The sequence below is a fragment of the Paenibacillus sp. FSL R5-0749 genome (genome assembly GCF_038595085.1).
Lineage (GTDB): Bacteria > Bacillota > Bacilli > Paenibacillales > Paenibacillaceae > Paenibacillus.
This window is the reverse complement of the sequence record NZ_CP152005.1, coordinates 4,204,332-4,229,153: the sequence shown is the minus strand read 5'-3', so window position 1 is coordinate 4,229,153 and position 24,822 is coordinate 4,204,332. Positions and strand designations below refer to the sequence as shown.

17 protein-coding genes are annotated in these 24,822 nt (G+C 46.1%); all 17 read left to right on the top strand.

Annotation, left to right across the window (positions count from 1 at the left end; all coding sequences use genetic code 11):
* Positions 1-22: 22 nt before the first annotated feature.
* On the top strand, positions 23-706 hold the full coding sequence (locus tag MKY85_RS18720; protein WP_342570526.1) for a GerMN domain-containing protein: 684 nt from the start codon (positions 23-25) through the stop codon (positions 704-706).
* A 70-nt stretch (positions 707-776) separates the two neighbouring features.
* Positions 777-3,515, top strand: coding sequence for an S-layer homology domain-containing protein (locus MKY85_RS18715; protein ID WP_342570525.1), 2,739 nt, complete (start codon positions 777-779; stop codon positions 3,513-3,515).
* Positions 3,516-3,678: 163 nt separating this feature from the next.
* Positions 3,679-4,374, top strand: a complete 696-nt coding sequence (nth, locus tag MKY85_RS18710) for an endonuclease III (protein WP_339235075.1) — start codon at positions 3,679-3,681, stop codon at positions 4,372-4,374.
* Positions 4,375-4,397: 23 nt separating this feature from the next.
* A complete protein-coding gene (locus MKY85_RS18705; protein ID WP_017687779.1) occupies positions 4,398-4,670 on the top strand; it encodes a hypothetical protein in 273 nt (90 codons plus the stop codon).
* A gap of 363 nt (positions 4,671-5,033) precedes the next feature.
* Positions 5,034-8,720 (top strand): dynamin family protein, encoded by a 3,687-nt coding sequence (locus MKY85_RS18700; protein ID WP_342570524.1) that lies wholly within the window; start codon positions 5,034-5,036, stop codon positions 8,718-8,720.
* Positions 8,721-9,044: 324 nt separating this feature from the next.
* The gene (locus MKY85_RS18695; RefSeq protein ID WP_339235070.1) at positions 9,045-10,817 is read left to right on the top strand and encodes an ABC transporter ATP-binding protein; all 1,773 of its coding nucleotides are present in this window, start codon (positions 9,045-9,047) and stop codon (positions 10,815-10,817) included.
* Positions 10,814-12,664 (top strand): ABC transporter ATP-binding protein, encoded by a 1,851-nt coding sequence (locus MKY85_RS18690; protein ID WP_339235068.1) that lies wholly within the window; start codon positions 10,814-10,816, stop codon positions 12,662-12,664. Before MKY85_RS18695 ends, MKY85_RS18690 begins: the two co-directional genes overlap by 4 nt.
* A 216-nt stretch (positions 12,665-12,880) precedes the next feature.
* Positions 12,881-14,527, top strand: a complete 1,647-nt coding sequence (locus MKY85_RS18685) for an AraC family transcriptional regulator (RefSeq protein ID WP_342570523.1) — start codon at positions 12,881-12,883, stop codon at positions 14,525-14,527.
* A gap of 119 nt (positions 14,528-14,646) precedes the next feature.
* Positions 14,647-15,636 carry an ABC transporter substrate-binding protein gene (locus MKY85_RS18680; RefSeq protein ID WP_342570522.1) on the top strand — a complete coding sequence of 330 codons (990 nt, stop codon included), beginning with the start codon at positions 14,647-14,649 and terminating at the stop codon, positions 15,634-15,636.
* Positions 15,637-15,698: 62 nt separating this feature from the next.
* Positions 15,699-16,721 carry an NAD(P)/FAD-dependent oxidoreductase gene (locus MKY85_RS18675; protein WP_342570521.1) on the top strand — a complete coding sequence of 341 codons (1,023 nt, stop codon included), beginning with the start codon at positions 15,699-15,701 and terminating at the stop codon, positions 16,719-16,721.
* 254 nt (positions 16,722-16,975) lie between these two features.
* The gene (gene purT, locus MKY85_RS18670) at positions 16,976-18,163 is read left to right on the top strand and encodes a formate-dependent phosphoribosylglycinamide formyltransferase (protein WP_342570520.1); all 1,188 of its coding nucleotides are present in this window, start codon (positions 16,976-16,978) and stop codon (positions 18,161-18,163) included.
* Entirely contained in the window at positions 18,153-18,611 is a 459-nt protein-coding gene (locus MKY85_RS18665) for a GNAT family N-acetyltransferase (protein WP_253438357.1), read from the top strand. Before purT ends, MKY85_RS18665 begins: the two co-directional genes overlap by 11 nt.
* Positions 18,612-18,868: 257 nt before the next feature.
* Positions 18,869-19,654: a CAP domain-containing protein gene (locus MKY85_RS18660; RefSeq protein ID WP_339307398.1), complete on the top strand. Its 786-nt coding sequence runs from the start codon at positions 18,869-18,871 to the stop codon at positions 19,652-19,654.
* 290 nt (positions 19,655-19,944) lie between these two features.
* Positions 19,945-20,817, top strand: coding sequence for a GDSL-type esterase/lipase family protein (locus MKY85_RS18655; protein WP_342570519.1), 873 nt, complete (start codon positions 19,945-19,947; stop codon positions 20,815-20,817).
* Entirely contained in the window at positions 20,818-21,783 is a 966-nt protein-coding gene (locus tag MKY85_RS18650) for an ABC transporter ATP-binding protein (RefSeq protein WP_342570518.1), read from the top strand.
* Positions 21,776-22,765 (top strand): ABC transporter permease, encoded by a 990-nt coding sequence (locus tag MKY85_RS18645; protein WP_253438348.1) that lies wholly within the window; start codon positions 21,776-21,778, stop codon positions 22,763-22,765. The genes MKY85_RS18650 and MKY85_RS18645 overlap by 8 nt, the downstream gene beginning before the upstream one ends.
* Before the next feature lie 76 nt (positions 22,766-22,841).
* A complete protein-coding gene (gene parE, locus MKY85_RS18640) occupies positions 22,842-24,821 on the top strand; it encodes a DNA topoisomerase IV subunit B (RefSeq protein WP_253438346.1) in 1,980 nt (659 codons plus the stop codon).
* The last annotated feature ends 1 nt before the right edge of the window (position 24,822 follow it).

Genomic DNA, 24,822 nt, shown 5'->3' with positions numbered 1-24,822 from the left:
ATGTTGAGGAGGCGGAGTTAGAATGAACAAGAAAATATGGATTGCAGCCTTGCTGGTAACGGTTATGGCAGTTGCTGCTGGATGTGGAAGCAAGCCAACAGCTGCTCCGAATCAGACGCAAGGCGCGGGAACGGAAAACAATGTGACCGAGGTTGAAGGCGAAACAATTACCGAACCGGTAACTGCTGAACCAGAAGAGAACACAACACCAACAGAATCCACGGAAGGCAGTTCGGAGGGAACGACTACAACTACAACCACTCCGCCAAGCGAAACGTCTACGGACACGCCAACAACTTCCGAAACTAATGAAAAGAAAACGATCACTGTATTCTATACGGATGAAGAAGAACTGGAGTTGCACAAAGCTTCGGCAGAGATTTCATACGCATCGGATGATGCCAAATATAAGGCTGCCTTTGAATCACTGCAACAGAGCAAAGACAATAAACTTGTTCCACTGTGGTCTAAAGAAATTGAATTGAAATCTGTTCAGTTCAAGGATGGAGCTCTTACGCTGGATATTCATATGCCAGATACGGCACGTCTTGGAGCAGGCGGGGAAGTCTTTGCCATGGATGCTCTGAAACAAACGTTCTTCCAGTTTGATGAAGTAAAATCACTTGATTTACTGGTGGATGGTCAACAGACTGAGAGTCTGATGGGCCATGTGGATCTTGAACATCCAATGACAAGATCCGAATAGGCTGTACAGCAGGCTGTTGTACCGTGAATCCACGGAATATGGGTCGTTTTACATGAGAGGGGAATCATAGGTGACTTTTAAATATAACAATCCATCACACTCTAAAAAAGTAGTATCAGCCGTGCTTGCAGGCATGATGGCCCTTAGCGCCGGCGGAGCTGCCATGGCAGCAGAATCAACAGAAACGGGGCAGGGTCAGACAGCTGCAATAACGAATACGGCTGCACCAACTGGTTTGTTCAGTGACATCAAGGTCGGATACTGGGCTGAGAAACATGTGTACAAACTGGCATATCAAGGCATTCTTCTCGGTAACAACGGCCTGTTCCGTCCAGGAGACGCGGTAACACAGCAAGAAGCTGTAACAATGGCAATCCGTTTTATGAATCAAGAGGGCCAGTTGAGTACCGACACGGCTGCGGCATTACCGACAAACATGGAAGTGGGAAATTATTTCAAGCCATATGTCGCGCTGGCACTTCAACTGGGACTGATTGACAAGACGGAAGAATCAACTGTGGATGTATCCAAGACATCATGGGGGCAAAAGCCGGCTTCACGGGAATGGATTACGAAATTGTTAATCCGCTCATTGGACAAGGATGCGGAAGCAAAGGCACAAAACAATCAATCTACCGGATTTGCTGATAATGCAGATATCTCTGAAAGTGGTAAAGGTTATGTCAATCTGGCTGTTAGCCTGGATCTGGCCAAAGGTGTGGAAGGCAACAAATTCAATCCAACTGGTTCCGTAACCCGTGCTCAACTCGCTACCTTCTTCAGTCGTGGCGAATCGTTAACGGATACGAAGTATCCGAACACTTCTACGGGTTATGTAACTGGATTGAAAGATGGGCAGATCACGCTGGTTGTGGACGGCAAAGCCGTTAACTTCGCAGTGAACAGCAGTACGCCTTACTTTACGAAAGACAGTGAGACGCGTGCTTCATCCACAGATGTGAAACTATATACGAAAGTTATGGTTGTGGGTTCGGCTGGCGGGGCTTCCTATGTGGAAGTCGTTGATGCTACACCACAGGTGGAAAGCGTTGAAGGTACATTTGCACGTTCATTGTCTGGCAATAAGATTGGTATTTTTGTGGGCGAGAATTACGAAACGTACAGTTATGATGAGGCAACGGCATTCATCGATCAGAATGGTAATGCAATCAAACTGTCCGATATTACGGCAGATAGTGTCATCGAAGTACAGCGTGAGACGTTCTCGGCTGACAAAAAAACAGTCGCAATCCGTGTGAAATCCGGCATTGTGAACAAGAGTGACAATGGCGTAGTTGCTGAAGTATCTACTTCTGGCAAAACCATTAAACTTGTCAATGCAGCGGGTGCTACCGAGCAGTTTGCTTACAATGACAATCTGCTTATCACATATCAGAACCGTATCCTGTCAGTGGCTGATCTGAAAGCCGGCAGTGCTGTAAAATACACCGTTAAGGACAGTGTTCTGCAAACGATCGTATTAACTCAAGGTGTGGAGCAATCTGTGCGCGGAACACTGGTTGAGATCGGTGGTAACCAATCCACGTTAACGTTCAAACGTGAAGGAGGTTCACTGGAGGCGAAACTGCTGACTGAAAAGCCGGAAGTCATTATCAATGGCATTCAGGATGCAACGCTGAATGATCTCATCACGGATGCTACAAACGGGGATCAGGTGGAGCTGACATTAAACGCTGATGACCAGGTAACGCGTATTCAGGTCATTGGACGCCAAATGGAACCTATGAACGGGGTAACAGTTGTGTCTTACAATAGTAAAACAAAGGTACTTACCGTGCTGGACAACAACAAAAAACCGTTTGTATTTACATTGGATGAGAAAACAAAGCTGGATTATAATACGACCAAACCTACACTGGCTGGTCTGGAGTCACTCTTAAACGATGGTCGAAAATTGGATCTGACATATGTGGGAACACGTGCATTGTCCGTTAAAGTGATTTACAAGTATGAAGGTACAATCAGTAACATTGATACTTCTGGCAAGAAAATCAGTTTGTTGTCCGGTAATCAGACGATTACAGTGCCTTATTCTACGGTTCCTACAGTCGAGATGTATAATAAATCCGGCGCAAGTCTGGGAGATCTGAAGATTGGTGACAAAGTTACCATAACACTTGGAGCAAATCAGGATGTAGTGCAGAAGATTGCACTGAACACTGTGGCTCAATTCGAAGTGGTTGCCTTGGAAGCAAATAGTCGTATTCGAGTAAAATCAGATCTGTTGACAAGTCAGTTCTACGTGGATCAAGCGGTACTGACAGGAGAGAGTGGTCAGACGATCACGCCTTCACAGCTGACAGCAGGCAACCTGATTAATGTAACATTTGAAGGAGTTACGCCAAAAGCGGTTCAAGTCGTGAAGCGTACGCTGGCTGAAGTTACAGCAGTGGATGCTTCATCCGTAACACTCAAGCAGTTTAACGGCCAGACTGAAACCGTGCCTGTTAGCGGTTCGGTTAAAGTCGTAAAATCTGGCTCTACGTTAACTTCGCTGACTAGTCTTACGGTCGGTGATCGTGTTGAAATGACAAAAGATACGGATAATTCAACACGCTTCAGAGTACTAACTGTCATGAGCAAACAATTCTGGTCTTATGATGGTGTGGGTAACCAGATTTTGGTTAAACGGGAAACGACAGCAGACACAAACTATCGTTTTGCACTCGGATCAAGTGTATTTGTTCACCAGGGTGACAATACTTTAAGCGTGCAATCTCTCAGAGATAATGATAATATTGTATTGTATCTCCTGAACAATGTGATTATGGAGATTCAAAAACAGTAATCGTTTCTTTTCGAGGATCAAAAGAATGACCGTCTTGATACGGGATCTTTCCCGCATCAAGACGTTTTTTTTGCAAGCTTTTTGAGGTCCCCGCAAAGTATTCGGATGAAGCTTCGAAGTAAGGCTCCGCAGAGTGGAGTCATTTTGTGGGAGGTAGCTCTTCATGAATGCAGCGACGGTTAGGCATATACTCGAAACGATGGAAGCAATGTTTCCTGATGCACATTGCGAATTAAATCACAGCAATGCATTTGAATTGACGGTAGCTGTCCTTTTGTCTGCCCAGTGCACCGATGAAACGGTGAACAAGGTAACCGCAGATTTGTTTCAGAAGTACAAAAGCCCAGCAGATTATCTGGCGGTTCCTCTCGAAGAGTTGGAACAGGATATTCGGCGAATCGGTTTGTATCGGAACAAGGCCAAGCATATTCAGAACATGTGCCGAATTTTAATAGAGCAGTATGGCGGTGATGTACCGCAGGAACATGATCAGCTTGTGACGCTACCAGGTGTCGGGCGGAAAACCGCGAATGTAGTTGTTTCCAATGCGTTTGGAGTACCGGCAATTGCTGTAGATACTCATGTTGAACGTGTATCCAAGCGGCTGGCACTTGCAGGTTGGGATGACTCCGTACTTGAAGTCGAAAAGAAACTAATGAAGCGCGTACCCCGGGATGAGTGGACACTAACTCACCACCGGTTTATATTTTTTGGACGCTACCATTGCAAGGCACAGAACCCTGCGTGTCATATCTGTCCATTGTTGGACATATGCAGGGAAGGGAAAAAACGTATGAAAACGTCCCAAATCAGGAAAGATAAGGAACGTGTCACCACCCGAAAACGAAAAATAAATTAATGAGCAGAAAAGGATGAATAATCATGAAATGCATTTCCGTGTACACTGACAATTTTGAGGCCTTCTCCGATATTTTTGAACAAATCGTTGAACAGGAAATGGCGGAGAATGAAGAAAAAGAAGTAGAAGGCATCACAGTAAGCCATTCTGGCGACGTGCCTGAACATTACCTGGAGCGTATGTCCGTTAAACCAGAAGTTGTGGTTATGAGAGACAAAGGCAGAGACATTACAATTCTTCAGCATGGACAAGTATTTGAAATCTTGCTTCCTTCCATGGAGAACGCAGTTTCCTAAGTAGTGATTACACAATTGGGTTCTGTTGTATTAAAGAGTAAGCAGTATGCTAAATACTGAGTATAGAACGTCTGACAGATAAAACCGACTTGTTCGGTTTTATTTTTTTATAGATTTATATGTTCACAGCGCACCTGAACAATTCGGTAATTGCAAGAATAGCAATCACTAAACACGTTCTGTCTTCTGTGAAAATACGTTGATCAACGTTTTTCTTATATTTGCATTTGTATATATAGGATAGTTCAGGTATATTCCATTCAATCGTTCAAATTCAAACTTGATAATGTTAAAATAAATGTTGTAAAAGAGATAGACATCGAAACGGATGTCAAATTAGAGGAGCCAGGGGGAAGGCCAGTCATGTCCAGAACAGATTACCCAAAAGAAATGGCCAAACCTCTGCTTCCGCTGCGTGAAGCGATGGAGCAGACAGGGGACCATACGGCTGTACAGGCTTTAACGGATTTAATCAGCAAGGCGGAAACGAAACATCTGACGATTGCGTTCTGTGGTCATTTCTCTGCAGGCAAATCGAGTCTCATCAACAGTTTGTGCGGTAAGCGGGTGCTGCCTTCAAGTCCCGTGCCAACAAGTGCGAATGTGGTATCCATACGTAATGGTAAGCCGAGAGCGCTGATTTATACTACGCCAAACGTAAGCGCTGACAATGGAGCAGGAACACTTGAAGTTTCTCCAGAGGAATTGGAGGCGTATTGCAAAAATGGGGGAGCGTACAGCTCCATTGAGGTATGGGGTGATATTCCCTTGCTGAAAGATGATGCTGTTCTGTTGGATACACCCGGTGTGGATTCTACAGATCGTGGGCACAGTCTTGCGACCCATTCCGCGCTCCATCTGGCGGATGTGGTCTTCTATGTCATGGACTATAATCATGTCCAGTCCGAGACGAACCTTTCATTTGCCAAAAGTTTGTCGGATTGGGGCAAACCCTTGTTTTTGATCGTGAACCAGATCGACAAGCATCGGGAACGTGAGCTTTCTTTTGAACAATATACCGAAGGGGTCGAAGCTATATTTGCAGCCTGGGAAGTTAGATATGACGGACTGTTGTTTACTTCCCTCCGCGACAAGGAGCATCGCTACAACCAGTGGGATATGCTGCCGGAACTCATTGGACACATGATGCAAGAAAAGGAAGCGTTAATTACGCACAGTTTGGCAAGTTCGGCTAGTCATGTAACGGAGCAGCACCTGACGAGAGAAGCGGAGAAACGTGAGGATGAAGAACAATCTCTGCTGGATGAGATCGGTGGTAAGGAAGGAATTGAACGCTTGGAACGGGAGCTGGAGCTTCTCGATCAACAAGCAGAAGACATTCGTACCGGGCCTTCGCGAGTGCGTGAGAAATTCCGGGCAGAGCTTGAGCCTCTTCTGGCGAATGCAAATCTTACTCCTGCGGATATTCGCGCGTCGGCTGCTGCCTATTTGGAGAGCCGCAAACCGGGTTTCAGGGTAGGCTTATTGTTCTCAGGCGGCAAAACCGAGCAGGAGAAACAACGCCGTGTTTCTGAACTGGTGCGTTTATTACAGGATCAGGCTTCCGGACAAGTGGAAGTACATATTCGTACGATGCTTAGGCAGCTGGGTGAATCCCATCAGATATGGGGAGCGGAGTGGGAGCAGGCGCTCAATACGGAGCTTCCTGCTGTGGATGAAGCACTATTGGAGATGAAACGCAGTGCCAGTGCAGAGGTATCTCCCGAGTATGTGATTCAGTTCAGTAAAGATGTGCGGGGCGAGATTGAGGCCCGCTATCGCAGGTCGGCCATGATGCTGGCCGACCGCATGCTTGAAGCGCTGGGTGCGCGAGGCGAAGCCGCGCTCCAGGCGCTGGACGCCAGCCGCGCAGCGCTGCTGGCGCAATCCGCGGCGGCGGCGCGCTACACGGCGCTCCAGCGCAGCGCCGCCGCAGAGGCAGCAGGGCTGCGCAGCCTGCTGCCTGATGCGGGCCCCCTCCCCTCCGGGCTATTGCCGGAGGTGAAGGGCCCGCGCGTGCCCGCGGTGCCTGGACCGGGCGAAGCTCCCGGTCCGCATGCGGGCACGTCAGCGTCTGTGGCTGCGCAGCCACAGACGCCAGAGGCACCGCCAGCGCAGCGCGCAGTCGCGGCGGCGGTGCCAGGGCCAACGGCGGCGGCTGGCGCTGAACGCCGCCGACGCCTGGACGCAGCAGCTGCACGGCTTGAAGCCGCTGCTGCGCTGGTAGAGCCGTACCCCGCCATGGGGTCGGCGGTACGGGATCTGCGTGCACGCGCGGCTTCGCTTGCGGGCGGCACGTTCACACTCGCGCTGTTCGGAGCGTTCAGCGCCGGCAAATCCTCCTTCGCCAACGCGTTGCTGGGCGAAGCTGTACTACCCGTCTCGCCGCATCCAACAACAGCGGCGATTAACCGGATCATGGCTCCTGCCGGGGGCGCGGAGCATGGAACAGCCCGGGTCCGCATGAAGACCCGGGACGCCTTCCAGGAAGACCTCGCCTATTCCTTCCGTTTGCTTGGACTGGGTGAGCCTGGAACCGAGTGGCAGAAGCGAGTACGTTCCCTCTCGCCACAGGATGTGCATCCGGCGGGGCGCCCGCATTACAGCTTTTTGCAGGCGGCAGCAGCCGGCTGGGAAGAAACAGCGGACCAGTTGGGCCAGGATGTACTGGTGGATCTGGAGGGTTACCGTAATTTTGTCGCAAACGAGAAGAAGTCCTGTTTTGTAGACAGTATTGATCTGTACTACAGTTGCGATGTGACTGAACAAGGCATTGTATTGGTAGACACACCAGGAGCGGACTCCGTGAATGCTCGTCATACGGGTGTAACCTTCAATTATATGAAGAATGCGGATGCCCTCATTTTTGTAACATATTATAACCATGCTTTCTCACAAGGAGATCGGCAGTTCCTGAATCAGTTGGGACGTGTCAAGGATAGTTCTGCCATGGATCAGATGTTCTTTGTTGTGAATGCCAGCGACCTTTCTTCCTCTGAAGAAGAATTGGAGCAGGTTCTCGATCATGTGAGCACCCAATTGCGCAGTAACGGAATTCGTGCACCACGACTCTTCCCGGTATCCAGCATACTGGCGATGGAAGGCAAAATGGAAGGCGATTCGAAGCTGCTTGAGCAATCCGGTTTTATCCGTTTTGAAGAAGAGTTCAACCAATTTGCAGGCAGAGAATTAGCGGATCTTGCCGTAGGTGGAGCTTCCGAAGAGATGGCACGTGTCATTCAGCGGCTGAAGAAACGCGCGGAGGATGCGGCTCAGGGAGAGGAAGCTTTGCAGCAGCGGCGGAATGAACTGGAGACGATCCAGGGACAATCACGCCAGCGTATCCAGCAACTTGCAGCACGATCCATGAAGGAAGAACTTTCACAGGAAACAGCAGAACTGCTCTTCCATGTACGGCAGCGACTTGCCTACCGCCTAGGCCTATTCATGGCAGAAGCCTTCCATCCATCCGTACTTCGGGAGGATCGGGGCAATCTGAAGGCGGCTTTTGCAGCCTGTGGACGTGAACTGTTGCGTATGATTGCCATTGAACTGGAGCAGGAACTGCTTGCGACAACCCTCAGACTTGAACAGACAGGTCAGACTTGGCTGACAAAACAAGTTACAGATTGTATAGGTGACGTCAGACAGTTATCAGGTGGGGTGGATGTGTCACTGCCACTGACCGAACGCTGGAGTACACCTGTGCTTGAAGAAGTCCGTCTGGAAGAACCGTCTGGATGGAAAAGCTATTTGAATTATTTCCGCAATCCGAAACAGTTCTTCGAAGGGGATGGGCGTCAGCGGTTACAAGAGGCGATTGATCCGGTCCTCAAACAGATGATCATTGAAGTTCTTCCTGCTGCGCAAGACAAACTGATTCAGTTTTATGACAACCAGCTCAGTCAGTCATTGCAACACCAATCCCGTCAGTTGGAAGAACGTCTGGACGAGGCGGTGAGCGGAATTCAAGATACACTGGAGAGCGGAATTCCTGCGGAGCAATGGACCAGCTTGTCCAACCAACTGGAACAGATTGAACACCGTTAGAATCGCGGCATAACGCGTATTCTCTGGAAGTCTTTGTAAAACAAAATGAATGATACAGCAACACATTGAAAATGTTGCGAAAATCAACCTAAAAAGGCCCCTGCCGAAAAGGCATATAGGGAGCCTTTTTTTGGTACGAACAACCTGAAATAAAGAGAATATTCAAACATTTGATTGAAAGGTGGGTATTTACCTTCATTAATGCGTCAATAAGCTGAAAGCAGGCAGAATATGGTCTGTTATTCGCTTTGCCGCGAATGGGGTACGGTGATAAACTTCATAAATGTTCATAGTATTTTTGAACGACATAAGAGGAGGAGAAACATGGATGTTCTTAGGCAACTGCAAATCTTTTTTTGGGAAAAGCGAACGTATTTATTTGTATCAATCTTGTTCCTCGCCTTAGCGACCGCACTTGGGTTGGTGTATCCGTACATGCTGAGGATACTGATTGATGATGTTATTGTTCCGCGCACTTTTGAAGACGTTCCCATAATTGCCTTAACTGTGTTAGGTGTAGTGATTTTAAAAGCAGGAATGCAGTTTTTACATGGCTTTTTTGGAGGACGCTTGGGTAACTTCCTGGCGTACAGACTTCGTAACGCATGTTATGAAAAGCTTCAATTTTTATCCTTCCGTTATTATGATACGGCCAAGACAGGTGATCTGATGTCCCGCCTCACGGGAGATTTGGAAGCCATCCGTAACTTTATCGGATTTGGTTTCGCCCAGATTCTCAACATGGTATTGATGGTCGTATTCGGCGCAATCATGATGATGACCATGAGTTGGCAGCTTACACTGTTCACGCTCATATGCATCCCATTACTTGCCTTCGTTGCGCTGAGATTCGAATCCAAAATTCACCCTGCGTTTCAGGAGATGCGGCTGGCGCTCAGTTCACTGACGACAGCGGTACAGGAGAATATTACTGGCGTGCGTACGGTAAAATCCTTTGCACGTGAGCCTTATGAAGTGGAGAAGTTCTCCACACGCAATGAGCGTTACAAGACGAATCAGATTCATGCCGCAACATTGTGGAGTCACTATTTTCCGATCATGGAGATTCTTGCTTCGGTGAGCATCGTGCTGTTGCTGGTAATCGGTGGAAGAATGGTTATACAGAATACGCTGACACTTGGTGAACTCGTTGCCTTTTTCAGTTTGATCTGGTACATAATCGGTCCAATGTGGAATCTGGGGTTCCATATCAACAACTATACGCAATCGAAAGCTTCAGGTGAACGGGTGCTCGAACTGCTTAATACGCCAGTGGATGTGGAAGAAACGCAAGATCCGGTCATTGTGGAAGCAGACCAAGTGAATGGTCATGTGACATTTGATTCCGTTACCTTTGCCTACGGCAACAAAATGCCAGCGGTAACCGATATTAATTTTGATGCTGCACCCGGTTCTGTAATCGGTTTCCTCGGGGGCACAGGGTCAGGTAAATCGACGATCATTCAGCTTCTGATGCGTGCATATAACGTCAACTCGGGTACGATTAAGCTGGATGGCAAAAACATCAAAGATATAGGCATTCGCAGTTTGCGGAGTCAGATCGCTTCTGTTTTCCAGGAAACATTCCTGTTCTCATCCAGCATTCGCAATAATATTTCCTACGGACTTAAGAATGTCACCATGGATGAGATTATCCGTGCAGCCAAGCTGGCCAAGGCTCATGACTTCATTATGGAGTTCCCCGACGGATATGACACGGTGGTTGGTGAACGCGGCATGGGATTATCGGGTGGACAGAAACAGCGGATTGCGATCGCAAGGGCTTTGCTGAAAAATCCGAAAATCCTGGTACTCGATGATGCAACCAGCGCCGTGGATATGGAGACGGAACATGAGATTCAATCCGGTTTCCAGGAAGTCATGCGCGGCAGAACGACATTTATTATTGCACACCGGATATCTTCACTAAGACATGCAGATGAGATTCTGGTGCTGGATGAAGGTCGCGTGGTACAACGTGGCAAACATACCGAACTTATTGAAGTACCTGGACCATACCAGGATGTTTATAAGATTCAATACGCAGATTATATTGCCCGCGGTAAGCGGGAGGCTGGGGAGCAGGTGAATTCATGAGTGCCGAGACGATAGCAGACAGGCGCGAGGCCAAAGGGGCCTCCGAGAAGAAACTGAATGAACGATTTGTGTATCAGGATGATGAAATTATTGAAAAACCGTTTAACTGGAAAGAATTCGGACGTTTATTTGCATACATGAAACCTTATGCGAAACAACTGTTGCCACTCGTTATTCTAATGATGATTCTGGGTACCATTACGAAATTATCCGTACCTTTTCTGATCAGTCTGGCGATTGACCGGGCCATCGCACCGGCAACAGGGCTGCCAAGTATGACGATGCTGTATCTTATCGCAGGCTCCATATTCGTGTTGTATCTCATTCAGTGGGCTGCCAATACGTACCGGATCAAATTGACCAACATTATTGGACAGCGCGTTATTTATGATCTTCGCTCGGATCTGTTCAAGCATATCCAGAAGCTGTCCTTTAACTTTTTTGACAAAAGACCGGCAGGTTCCGTACTGGTGCGTGTGACGAATGATATTAACTCCCTGCAGGATCTGTTCACGAACGGTGCAGTTAACGTCATGATCGACTGCGTGCAGCTGCTCGGCATCATTGTGATCTTGCTGTTGATTAACTGGAAACTGGGTCTTGCCGTAATCATTACGGTGCCGATCATGTTTATCATCTCGACCAAACTGCGGGTGCTGATCCGTCGTGCCTGGCAGGATGTTCGCATGAAGAATTCCCGGATTAACTCTCACTTGAATGAATCCATTCAAGGGATTCGAGTGACTCAGGCGTATACACAGGAAAAAGAGAACATGAAATACTTTGACAACATGAATCTGTCCAGCAAAAAGTCATGGGATAAAGCATCAGCGATGAACCAGGGCTTCGGACCACTGATCGAGATTACCGGCGGATTCGGGACATTAATCCTCTTCTGGTTTGGTGCCTATCTGATTCAGGATGGTCAGTTGACCGTAGGATTACTTGTCGCTTTTGCCAACTATGTCGGCAACTTCTGGGACCCGATCAACCGTCTGGGACAGATGTACAATCAGCTATTGGTTGCGATGGCATCATCGGAGCGTATCTTCGAATTCATGGATGAAAAACCAAGTATTGCGGATAAACCAGGTGCCAAGCCACTTCCTTCTATTAAAGGAGATATCGCATTCGAAAACGTGGTGTTCGAATACGAGAAGGGCAGACAGGCGCTGAAAGGAATCAGCTTCTCGGCGGCTGCGGGACAATCAATTGCACTCGTTGGTCATACCGGTTCAGGTAAAAGTACGATCATCAACCTGATCAGTCGTTTCTATGATATATCCGGTGGACGTCTCACCATTGACGGACAGGATGTGCGGGATGTAACGGTAGAGAGTTTGCGCAGCCAGATCAGTATTGTCTTGCAGGATACCTTCATCTTCTCGGGTACGATTCGTGACAATATTCGATTTGGACGATTGGATGCAACGAATGAAGAAGTGGAAGAGGCCGCCAAAGCAGTCAATGCGCATGAGTTCATTATGAAGCTGCCTGGCGGATATGATACCGAAGTGGAAGAACGAGGAAACGTATTATCCATGGGACAACGGCAATTGTTATCCTTTGCCCGTGCGCTGCTTGCCGATCCTCGCATATTGATTCTGGATGAAGCTACTGCCAGCATTGATACCGAGACAGAGCTTAAAATCCAGGAAGCACTGAAGGTATTGTTGCAGGGAAGAACGTCCTTTATGGTCGCTCACCGTCTCTCCACCATCCGGAATGCAGATAACATTATTGTCCTGGATCATGGTGAAATTAAAGAAGAGGGCAACCATGAGCAGCTTATCCAAAAACAAGGCGTCTATAATGGATTAATAGAAGCTCAATACAGATTTTTGTAATAAGACCTTCAGACGCCTTTAAAGTGTCTGAGCGCATATGAACGTATAATACTCTGGCGTTCTTTAGCCTGATCCTCAATAATAAGTGCATTTTATTTATTGAAGACAGGTTAAGGATAGCCGGAGTGTTTTTTTTATCTTTAGTTCGTGTGGTATGTTATGTTTTAAAGAATCAAATCAGCATAATCGTTTAAGTCTGGAGGGAGATCAATGCAGATGGACAACAACGAAATAGATTCAAAACATTTTGATCACCTGGATCATATGAATTTTAGGCTCATTCAGGTGAATTATACGACTGATCCTGCGACGGAGTGGCTTCTGAGGAAACACTTTATTGAAACTTACATGTTATTATTTGTAGCGAGTGGCCAAGGTTGGTTAAAGATAGATGGGACTTTCATTGAATTGAAAGCAGGCGGACTGTACATAGGTTTTCCAGGGCAGTTGATTGAGGCAAATGTGCATTCGTTGGATGAACGAGGCGTGTATCACATGAGTTTTGATGTCATGTACGCACTGGAGCAGGAGGGTGGGACAGCCCTTGATATGATGAAGCAACTTTTACGTAATGAAGTGAATGGCGAGGTCAGCTCATCTTCTCCCATTGCCGTTGGCGTGATCTGTCAGATGATTTACCACCACACAATGAAGAAGGATGGCTTGCAAAGGTACTATGGTCAGATACGTTTTCAGGAACTGTTGTATACCCTGTTTTACGACGTGGCCTGTGCAGAAAAGACGGATCTGGCTTCACCGATTGAACATGTTAAAGCCTACATGGAGCAGAATTATTCCAAGAGATTAACTATTGAGGAATTAGCAAATGTGGCACGAATGAGCCCTCGACACTTCATGCGTTTATTCAAGAAAAGGTATGGCTACAGTCCAGTCGACTATTTAACGCTATATCGAATGAAACAAGCCCAGATCTTAATGAGAAATGATCACAGTTATCGACTCAAGGATGTGGCATCGTACGTGGGGTACCAGGATGAGACGTATTTCCGGCGTAAATTCAAGCAAATCTCCGGCGTTCCACCGGCAGCGTTTATACGTAATAGCAAACAAAAAATTGCAGCGGTTCATTCCCTGAGCATTGGTATATTGCTTGCATTGCAGATCATTCCATGTGCCGCGCCCGCAAGTCATCCATGGACATATTATTATAGACGTAAATATGAAACGGACAAAGTTATGCCACTTGCTGAGAGTGAGACCACCTGGCTGGAACAGCTTCGATTAGTTAAGCCTGACTATATTATTACGATTGGGACGGAGTCTGAGGTTTTGCAAAGTCAGCTTCATTCCATTGCTCCTGTGTGTGACCTCCCGTGGGAAAAAGGGGATTGGAGAGAGCATTTGAGAGTTGTTGCAAGTTTTTTGGACAGGTCTGATATTGCAGAGGTATGGCTTCAAAGATATGAAGAGAAAGTAACGGTCATAAAGAATCAGCTTGCGGATTCCATACGAAAAGACAAGCTAGTTGTACTCAAATTTTGTGGCGAAGAGTTGCGAGTGTTAGGCCCAAGGAGCATTGCTTCCGTTTTTTACATTGATATGCAAATGGATGGTCCCGAAGGAATTGAAACTTATTGGGAACGGGGAACAGTGAGCATTAAGGAGTTGTCTGTTCTTAACATTGAAAGAATATTACTGATTGTCGGTGATGATGAGACATCCAGGCTGACATGGTCTGTTGTGCGTAAGTCTGAAGAGTGGCTTGAGCTGTTGGCGATACAGAATGGCGTAATAGATGTCCTTTTGTCGAGCGTCCTGCTGGACTACACGGCGTTTACCCATGAGCTTATGTTGGATGAAATATTAAAGTTATGGCAAGATCGTCCATGGCAAAAAGTCTGAATAGTCAATATCATGCCTGAACATATTTGATTATACTACTCCTATATCGTAGTGATAATGATAATTATTATTGATTAGACATTGTCATATATTAATGACCTATAGGGGGTACATACAGAATGAGATTCAGATGGTTAACCTTCATATGTGCAATGATGTTGATGCTCGTTATTTCGGCTTGCGGGGCAGCAGGTAAAGGAGCGTCCACGAGTGAAGGACAAGAAGCGGGTACCGCCAATTCTTCAGCGGCAGAAGCAAGTCAGGTGAAGAAAGTGAACACGGAAATGGGAGAGATTGAAATCCCGATAAACCCACAAAAAATAGTGGGTCTGTCTGTGGTATATCCAGAATTTTTATATTCACTTGGGATCGTACCCATTGCTGTACAGAACTATCATGAGGAGTTTCCTTCTTACTTACAGGAACCGTTCGCAAACACGATGAAAATGGGAATCGGAAGAACACCTAATTTTGAAGCCCTCATGGAGGCAGCTCCGGATTTAATTATCGCTCCTGACTGGTGGTCCAAAAAGGATTATGATCAGCTTACGCTGATTGCACCTACCGTACTTTTACCACAGCGTGATGATTGGCGTGATGAACTGCGGGATATGGCCAAAATTCTGGATAAAGAAGAGCAGGCAGAAAAGGTTATTCAGGATTTGGTCGCTAAGGAGAAGATAGCTGCTGACAAATTGCATAAGTTGATTGGTGAAGAGACTGTTCTCTACATTAGAGTGATGGAAAAAGAAATTGTACTGCATGGAGAGAATCTTGACCGAGGAAACTTTGTCCACAAACGATTGGGAATGAAACCACTTCCTAATTTCCCGAAAGATCAAACGGCCATGTCCATATCCTTGGAAGTACTGCCTGAATACGACGCAGATCATCTGATCGTTCAGCTGGATGATGATACTAATCCGGAAATTAAAAAGAAATTTGAAGATATGTTATCGTCATCGTTATGGAAAAATCTGAAAGCATTTAAGCAGAACCATGTTTACATGGTGGGTGGCAAGGAATGGTTCAATCTGGGAATGTCCCCGCTTGCCGACGAATATGTCATTGATGATATTGTAACTGCTTTTGAAGAAAAAAATAAATAAGGCAAACCGTATGTTACCAGAATCTCTCTAATTCATAACTAAATTAACAGGGTGTGTTCAAGATGAATGAAGAAGATATCTACGATGTAACCATCATTGGAGGCGGACCTGCCGGTATGTATGCGGCTTTTTATGCAGGGATGCGTGATATGAAAGTAAAGATCATTGAAGGTAAAGACCAGCTTGGTGGTTTTCTGCACACCTATTCTGAAAAAACAATTTGGGATGTAGGCGGTCTGCCGCCTATGAAATGTTCGAAGTTGATCGAGTGGCTTGTTCAGCAGGCCAATACGTTTAACCCGACGGTAGAATTGAATTGTAAAGTGGAAAGGTTCACTCGAATGGATAACGGAATATGGAGGATGTATACCACTGGAGGAGAGATACATTATACTCGTACGATCATTGTTGCAGTAGGCCGTGGTATCGCAGAGATTCAGAAGCTGGAGCTTCAGGAGCCGATTGAATATGAGCAAGAGAATCTTCATTACACCGTGCAAAATCCAGAACATTTTTCCGGGAAGCGTGTACTCATTTCGGGTGGAGGCAACAGTGCAGTAGACTGGGCAATTGAACTTGCTCAACTTGCTCGCAGTGTAGTTGTAATTCACCGGAATAATGAGTTCCGTGCAATGGAACGAAATGTCAGTGAGATGAACAATATAACGGATGTGAGAACACCATACAGCATCACGCAGCTTCATAATAATGGTAAGCGAATCCAGCAGGTTGTGATTACGCATATGGAAAGTCAGGCCAATGTCGTGTTGGAAGTGGATGAAGTCGTTGTTAGTCACGGATATAAAAGCAATCTAAGTGATCTGGCCAGTTGTGGGCTGAAGATGGACGATGGAATGGTTCGAATGAGCCACGATGCACAGACGAGTCTTCCAGGTGTTTTTGCAGCAGGGGACTGTTCGACCCACGAGAGCAAAGTCAGACTCATTGCCGGAGCCTTTAATGATGCGATTGTTGCAGTCAATAGTGCGAAGCAATACATGACTCCAGACGCACCCAAGATGGCTTACGTTTCCTCACATAATGAAATTTTCAGAGAAAAAAATCGACAAATCCCAAGATTTTAATTTTGGGATTTGTTTGTGCACCCCGATTCTCTGAAATATTAAAATCTTCCCTTTTAACTTTTCCTTAATTCTGGGAGGAATGGAAAGAGTATCGATTCTGTGAGCGGTAATTGTAAAATTTGATCGAAAAAACACAAAAAATCTTGTAAAATTCACAAGAAAAATAGGGAGCACTCTTGCAATCTTTAACCAAAACCCCGAAAATAGAGAGACAGATATATAGAAGATTTCTCTTTGGGAGGATTGGAAAGAACATGTGGGGTGCTCCTTTTACGGCTCAAGCCAAAAAAATGCTGCTATTAGGCAGTGGAGAATTGGGAAAAGAGGTCGTTATTGAGGCCCAACGACTGGGAGTAGAGACGATCGCTGTTGATCGTTATGAGAACGCACCTGCAATGCAGGTCGCGCACCGGTCTTATTGCATCGACATGCTGGATGCCGAAGCTTTGAAACAATTGATCCGTAAAGAAAAACCTCATTACATCGTACCTGAGATTGAAGCTATTGCAACAGAAGCTTTACTGGAGCTTGAGGAAGAGGGATTTTGTGTAGTACCTACTGCCCGTGCTGCACGTCTAACGATGGATCGCGAAGGCATCCGTCGTCTTGCAGCCGAACAATTGAAACTTCCGACAGCTGATTACCTTTTTGCGGACAACCTGGAACAACTTCAGGAAGCCGTACGTGAGCTTGGCACACCTTGTGTCATTAAACCATTGATGAGTTCTTCCGGCAAAGGGCAGAGTGTATGCCGTACACCGGGGGATGTGGAGGATTGCTGGAACATTGCTCTTTCGGGAGCTCGTGGCAAATCCTTTCGTGTCATCGTGGAGAGCTTTGTGCAATTTGATAGTGAGATTACATTACTTACCGTCAGGTCTGTATCAGGCACCGTATTTTGTCCTCCGATTGGCCATATTCAAAAGGATGGGGATTATGTCGAATCGTGGCAGCCTCATGCAATGACGCCTGAGCAATGGAAACAGGCTTGTCATATTGCCAAATCCGTTACGGATGAACTTGGCGGCTATGGACTGTTTGGAGTGGAATTGTTCCTAACATCGGATGGTGTTGTGTTCAGCGAGGTATCTCCTCGTCCGCACGACACAGGTATGGTTACAATGGTGACGCAAGACAGTTCCGAGTTTGCGCTGCATGTACGTGCAATTCTTGGTTTTCCGGTCACAGGTGTACATCTGTTGACACCGGGAGCTTCAGCAACGCTGAAAGCTAATGATGAAACATCTGACTTTACTGTAGGCGGGATTGAAGAAGCACTGGCTCTTCCTCGTACTCAGATTCGTGTATTTGGCAAACCTGAGACGAAGGTAGGACGCCGAATGGCTGTAGCGCTAAGTGCTGGCCAAGATGTGGAAGAAGCTCGTAAAACAGCGGTGCAAGCCGCTAATATGCTGAAAGTGGAGGTAAATCATGTCCAATAATGTTGAGGCCCCTGTACTGATGATCCGAGAGTGTGAACTGCGAGATGCTGAAGCGGTAACAGGATTGATGCGAGAGGTCAGCTATCCGACAACAGCTAATGTCATGAAAGAACGCATTGAATGTTTGGAAACCAATCCAAACGCATGCATGCTTGTTGCCGAAGTGGATGAACAAATTATTGGTGTGATTGGCTTGCAATGTGTGCAAAGTCATGCCTATCCAGAACCTGCCGCACAAATTACTTCCCTGATTGTAGGTCAAGAACATCGTGGTGGTGGTATTGGCCGTCGTCTGATGGCTCGAGCCGAAGATTGGGGCAGACAGCAAGGTGGTAAACAGCTGTTTGTCACGGGTGCGAACCGTGAAGTGACTTCAACAACGTACTCTTTTTATGAGCACATTGGTTTCCAGAAGAGAGGCTATCGGTTCAGTAAGGTTCTTCTATAGTATAAAAAGGTCTTTCCTACAACATTAAATTCTCATGATATCCTGATCTGCATGTTCTGGTGTAGTGACTGATAAATAAATGGTGAAGCGACATTCGACTAGCTTTGTTAGTCTGAATGTCTTTTTTTTATGGCTAAAAAATGACAAAAAAGTTACTTTTCCATATTTTATAGGTTCACAATCTCCTGTTGAATTGATATACTGCTAGAGTATTAATTACAAAGTTGTAATAACTAATTTTAAGGAGATGAATGAATTTGAAAAAGAAATGGATGAAAACTGTCGTAACGAGTAGTCTGACAGCCGTACTGGCCGTAGGTGTAATGCTTCCTGCTTCCGCGTCTGCTGCAGATTCAACATATAAGACTACCACAACGTATAAAATTACAAGTACAGACAGCCTGAAAGCATATATCGAACAGTGGCTCAAACAAAACGGATACACTGTATCCGAGGGACAAATTGTAGAGAAGCCTGCTACGCAGCCTGATCAACCAACCAAACCTGCTGAGCCGACTACAAAGCCAACTCAGCCGACAACTAAGCCTGAGCAACCGGCTAAACCAGCACAACCAACACAAGAAGAAAAACCGGCAACCACGCCAGCTAAAGATTCTTCAAACACAGGTAATACCGGTAACAATACAAGTAATAATGGCAGCGAAAGCACACAATCCGACTTTGCTACGCAAGTTGTAAAGCTTGTGAACGCTGAGCGTGCCAAAGCAGGTCTGAGCGCACTGACTTCAGATGCTCTTCTGGACAAAGTAGCTGTAGCCAAAGTAAAAGATATGAGCAACAATAACTATTTTGATCACCAGTCACCGACGTATGGTTCTCCGTTTGATATGATGAAACAATTCGGAGTAACTTACAGCTATGCAGGTGAGAACATTGCCAAAGGACAAAAAACACCTCAGGAAGTTGTAACAGCCTGGATGAATAGTGCAGGACACCGTGCCAATATTCTGAGCAAAAACTTTACACATATCGGTGTAGGGTTCTACAACGGATACTGGGCTCAAGAGTTTATCGGTAAATAAGTAATTATAATGAAGTAAATAAAAATTTGTATATCAAAAGGTTATGCCAGCACAGTTGAAATCTGTGTATGGCATAACCTTTTTTCCGTTAAATGACATATAGAAAATGAATTCTGCGAATGTAGCGGCAAAATTTGCAAATTAACGACAGAACATTTATGTTATTTAGGAATAGCATCATCAAGGCGTGTCTTGAAAACTCCGAAGTAAGCGGATTTTCAGACACGCCTTGATGTAAAGTCATTATAAATTATTAAGCACCCAGACTGGTGTACATGAGCGGAGATGTGATGATGAAAAAGAAAAAAAGCCTTGATTCAGCACCATGGATCTGGAGAACCGTCAGTACAGTATCCATCTTGGCAACCTTGCTGTTGTTATTTGGATTTGGATACGCTATAAAAGACGTGATTTTCCCCGAGGGAGATTCAGCGTTAACTACAGGCCAGGAGGCAACTGCTCCATCTAAGGATAAGGAAGGTGAACCGGCCGTAGTGGAAGATGGCAAGATTCGGATGGCCGTCATCGGTGATTCCTTGGCAAGAGGTACGGGGGATGATGAGGGACTTGGTTTTGTGAGACGTGCAGGGAACTTGCTTAAAGATAAAGGATATGATGTTCAGGTTCTAAATAATCTGGGTGTAAACGGGTTGAGAACGGATGCTTTATTGGAAAAACTCGATGAGCAAGGGGTGCGTTACGTCCTACAGCAGTCCAATTTTATTTTGCTATCCATTGGCGCGAATGATCTGTTCCAGGGAGGGCAAGTTCTACAGGGGGAAGATCCGCCAACAGCAGAGCAGCTGGCAGCGGCTTTACCGGAAACGTCAAAACGCCTTCAAGAGATTTTGAAGAAAGTCAAAGAAATCAATCCCGATGCACAGATTGCGTACATAGGGTTGTACAATCCATTTGGTGATGTGAAAGAATTGGAGAAGCCAGGGAATGCGGTTGTTGCCGCTTGGAACGATGCTGCACTGGCTATTTTAAACAATGAGGATAAGATGACACTTGTCCCTACATTCGATTTATTTGAAAATCATCTGGGGGAGTATCTCTCGTCAGATCATTTTCATCCAAACGGCCAAGGTTATGAGCAAATTGCAGTTCGGATTGCACAGGAATTCCAGGCGGATACACCGGCAGAAGGGAGCGGAAAATAAATGGCAGAGCAGCAGTATGATTCCGTCCTGTCTGTACAGCATCTGAAGAAGCGGATCGGGCGCAAGTGGATCATTAAAGACGTTACATTTGACGTGAAACCCGGTGAAATCTTTGGATTTCTCGGTCCTAACGGTGCTGGGAAAACAACAACAATACGGATGCTCGTGGACCTGATCAAACCGACAGAAGGGAAAATTAAAGTCTGTGGTTATGATGTGAATCGGGACCCTGAGCGCGCTTTGAAGTATGTAGGCTCCATTGTTGAAAATCCTGAGGTATATACCTATCTGACCGGATGGGAGAACCTGGAACATTTTGCTCGCATGCAACCGGGAGTGGACAATGATCGTATCCAGGAAGTTGTGGATATTGTACGATTGGATCAGCGTATTCACGATAAAGTCAGAACCTACTCCCTTGGTATGCGTCAGCGGCTCGGTATTGCACAAGCGCTACTTGGGCGGCCTCGTCTGCTCATTCTGGATGAACCGACGAATGGTCTTGATCCAAAAGGAATTAAGGAACTTCGGGTCTTTATTAAACAACTTGCGAGTGAAGGCATGGCTGTATTTGTCAGCAGTCACTTGTTAAGCGAGATCCAGCTTCTCTGTGACAGAGTGGCGATTATCAGTGCGGGGCGTGTGCTTGCTGTTGGAGGCGTAAGCGAACTGATTGAAGACCATTCCAAGTTGGCCATATGGCATATTTCACCACTGGAGCAAGGCAAAAAGATGTTACTGGATGCAGGCATTGCTCTGGTAAGTCGACCTGCGGATGTAATGGATGATACCATTGTTGCGGGTCTTGGTCCCAACGCTGTGGTTGCCGAGATGCACGAAGATCGAATTCCTGATATGGTACAGCAGATGGTTCAAGCTGGTGTACAGGTTGAAGGGGTACAGCGGATTCAGCCTACGCTCGAACAACTATTCTTAAAAATGACAGAAGGTGAATCCATTGAGTAATATCATGCCGCTGATTCGCAATGAAACGATTAAGATGGTGAAGAAAAAACGGCTTTATATTATATTTATTGTACTTGCGATCCTGGTACCGATGTTTACGTATGCCCAGATGAAATCTGCGGAGAATAATCGTGACAAATTCGGAGGCGATTGGCGGCTTGAACTGCAACAGGCCATTACAGACAATCAAAACTCTCTCGGGAGCGATCGCGTGCCAGAAGAGTACAAGAAATATAGAACCGTGTATATCCAGCAGATGCAGTATTATCTCGAAAATGACATCAATCCCAAAGAACCGGGTGGTGTTACCTTTACACGGGAGTTCATGAACAATGCAGTAGGATTGTTTATTCCACTGTTAATCATGGCCATTGCTTCAGATCTTGTTTCAGGTGAACGTACCACAGGTACGATTAAAATGCTTTTAACGCGTCCGGTTAGGCGCTGGAAAGTGCTTCTGAGCAAATTAATTACACTGATTATGTTTGTTTCGATCATCGTGGTATCAGCCTACATTATATGTTACGTCATATCGGGTGCGGTCTTTGGGTACAAAGGCTTCAACATGCCAATCTTTACAGGATTCAAAGTTGTGGGAACAGATGTAGATATGTCGGCAGTGCATGCTGTAGACCAGTGGCTGTATATGCTTATGCAGGCAGGACTGATCTGGTTTGTGAGTGTAATCGTGGCTATGCTTGCATTTATGGTATCCGTACTTGTGCGAAGTACAGCTGCAAGTATCGTGATTATGATGGCCGCTCTGATTGCAGGAACTATCTTGACGAGTATGGCTGCATCTTGGCAAACAGCGAAATATCTGTTCATGGTTAACCTCGAACTTCCTGATTATTTGTCAGGTGGATTACCGCCAATCGAGGGTATGAATTTAGGTTTTTCTCTTATTGTGCTTAGTGTTTGGGGCGTTGCTTCACTCATTGTGTCATTCCTTGTCTTTACGAAACGGGATATCTTGAATTAAAATGGACAAGGATAAGAAAACATCTGTTTGCATTTTAAGCATTTTTTTAGTTGCAAGTTAAGAAGGGGGAGCATGAATGGTCGAGCAAATCGATATGTCGGCAGGTTCGACAGGCGGAGGACAGGGGTCTTCAGGCTACGACGCGGACGACATTCAAGTACTTGAAGGGCTGGTAGCAGTACGGAAACGGCCGGGCATGTACATCGGCAGCACCAGCACTTCGGGTTTACATCATTTGGTATGGGAAATTGTCGACAACGCTGTCGACGAACATCTCGCCAAATTCTGCTCCAAAATCGATATCACGCTGCATAAGGACGGTTCTATTACGGTTCAGGATAACGGAAGGGGAATTCCGACAGGTATACATAAAACAGGGATTCCTACTCCCCAGGTCGTGTTTACGATTTTGCACGCAGGCGGAAAGTTCGGTGGATCAGGATACAAAAAATCAGGCGGTTTGCACGGTGTAGGTGCGTCAGTTACAAACGCATTGTCCGAGTGGCTTGAAGTCGAGATTTTCCGTGATGGCAAGATTCATCGTCAGCGATTCGAGTATTGGAAGGACAAAAAAGGGATTGAACATGTCGGTGAACCGGTCTCCGGTCTCGAAGTGTTGGGCAATACCAATCGGACAGGTACGAAAGTGACATTCAAACCGGATATTCGGGTGTTCCAGAATGGCATTCAATTTAATTATGATACATTGGCAGAACGCCTTCAGGAGATTGCTTTTCTGAATTCAGGTTTGAAAATTGTGCTCAAGGACGAACGTTCGGGCAATCAGGATGAATACATGTATGAAGGTGGAGCAAGCCAGTTTGTTGCTTTTCTTAACGAAAATAAAGATGTGTTGCATGATGTTATTCACTTCTATGCGGAGAAGGATGACATTGAAGTCGAAGTGGCAATCCAGTATAACGCGGGTTATACAGAGACACTGGCTTCGTTCGTGAACTCGATCCCTACTCGGGGTGGCGGTACTCATGAGACCGGATTCAGGGCTGCGTATACCCGTGTAATGAATGATTACGCACGGCGTACCAGCATGATCAAGGAAAAAGATAAAAACCTCGAAGGTAATGATCTGCGTGAAGGCATGATGGCCGTCATCAGTGTCAAAATGTCAGAGGTTGAGTTCGTAGGTCAGACGAAGGATCAGCTTGGTAGCGCAACCGCGCGGAGTGCTGTGGATTCGGTCGTGTCCGAGAATATCCAGCGGTTCCTGGAAGAAAACCCGCAGGTAGCGCAAACGTTAATTCGCAAAGCGGTGCAAGCCTCCAGAGCCAGAGAAGCAGCTCGCAAAGCACGTGATGATATGCGTACAGGCAAGAAACGCAGTGAAAGTTCCAACCTGAACGGCAAGTTGACGCCGGCGCAATCAAAGGATTTTACCCGAAATGAGTTGTTTATTGTCGAAGGTGATTCCGCGGGTGGTTCTGCCAAACAGGGACGCGACTCGAAGATTCAGGCGATTCTGCCCCTCAAGGGAAAACCGCTCAATCCGGAAAAATCGAAGCTGGCGGACATTCTTAAAAATGAAGAGTACCGCGCCATAACCGCGGCGATCGGGGCGGGCATAGGAACCGAATTTGCAGTTGAAGACAGCAATTATTCCAAAATTATCATTATGACCGATGCGGATACGGACGGCGCACATATTCAAGTGCTATTGCTGACCTTCTTTTATCGTTATATGAAGCCTTTAATTGATGCAGGCAAAGTATATATTGCTCAGCCGCCATTGTACAAACTTACTCGTAAGTCTGGTAAGCTCGCGAGTGTTCGATATGCATGGACGGATGAAGAACTGGCGAATTATATGAAGGAATTCGGTAATAATGTTGAGCTTCAACGTTATAAAGGTCTTGGTGAGATGAATCCGGATCAACTGTGGGAGACAACAATGAATCCGGAAACTCGTGCGATGCTGAAGGTACAGATTGTTGATGCAGCAAAAGCAGAACGTCGTGTATCTACGCTCATGGGTGATAAGGTTGATCCGCGGAAACGCTGGATTGTAGAGAACGTCGACTTTACAGAGTACGAAGAATAGA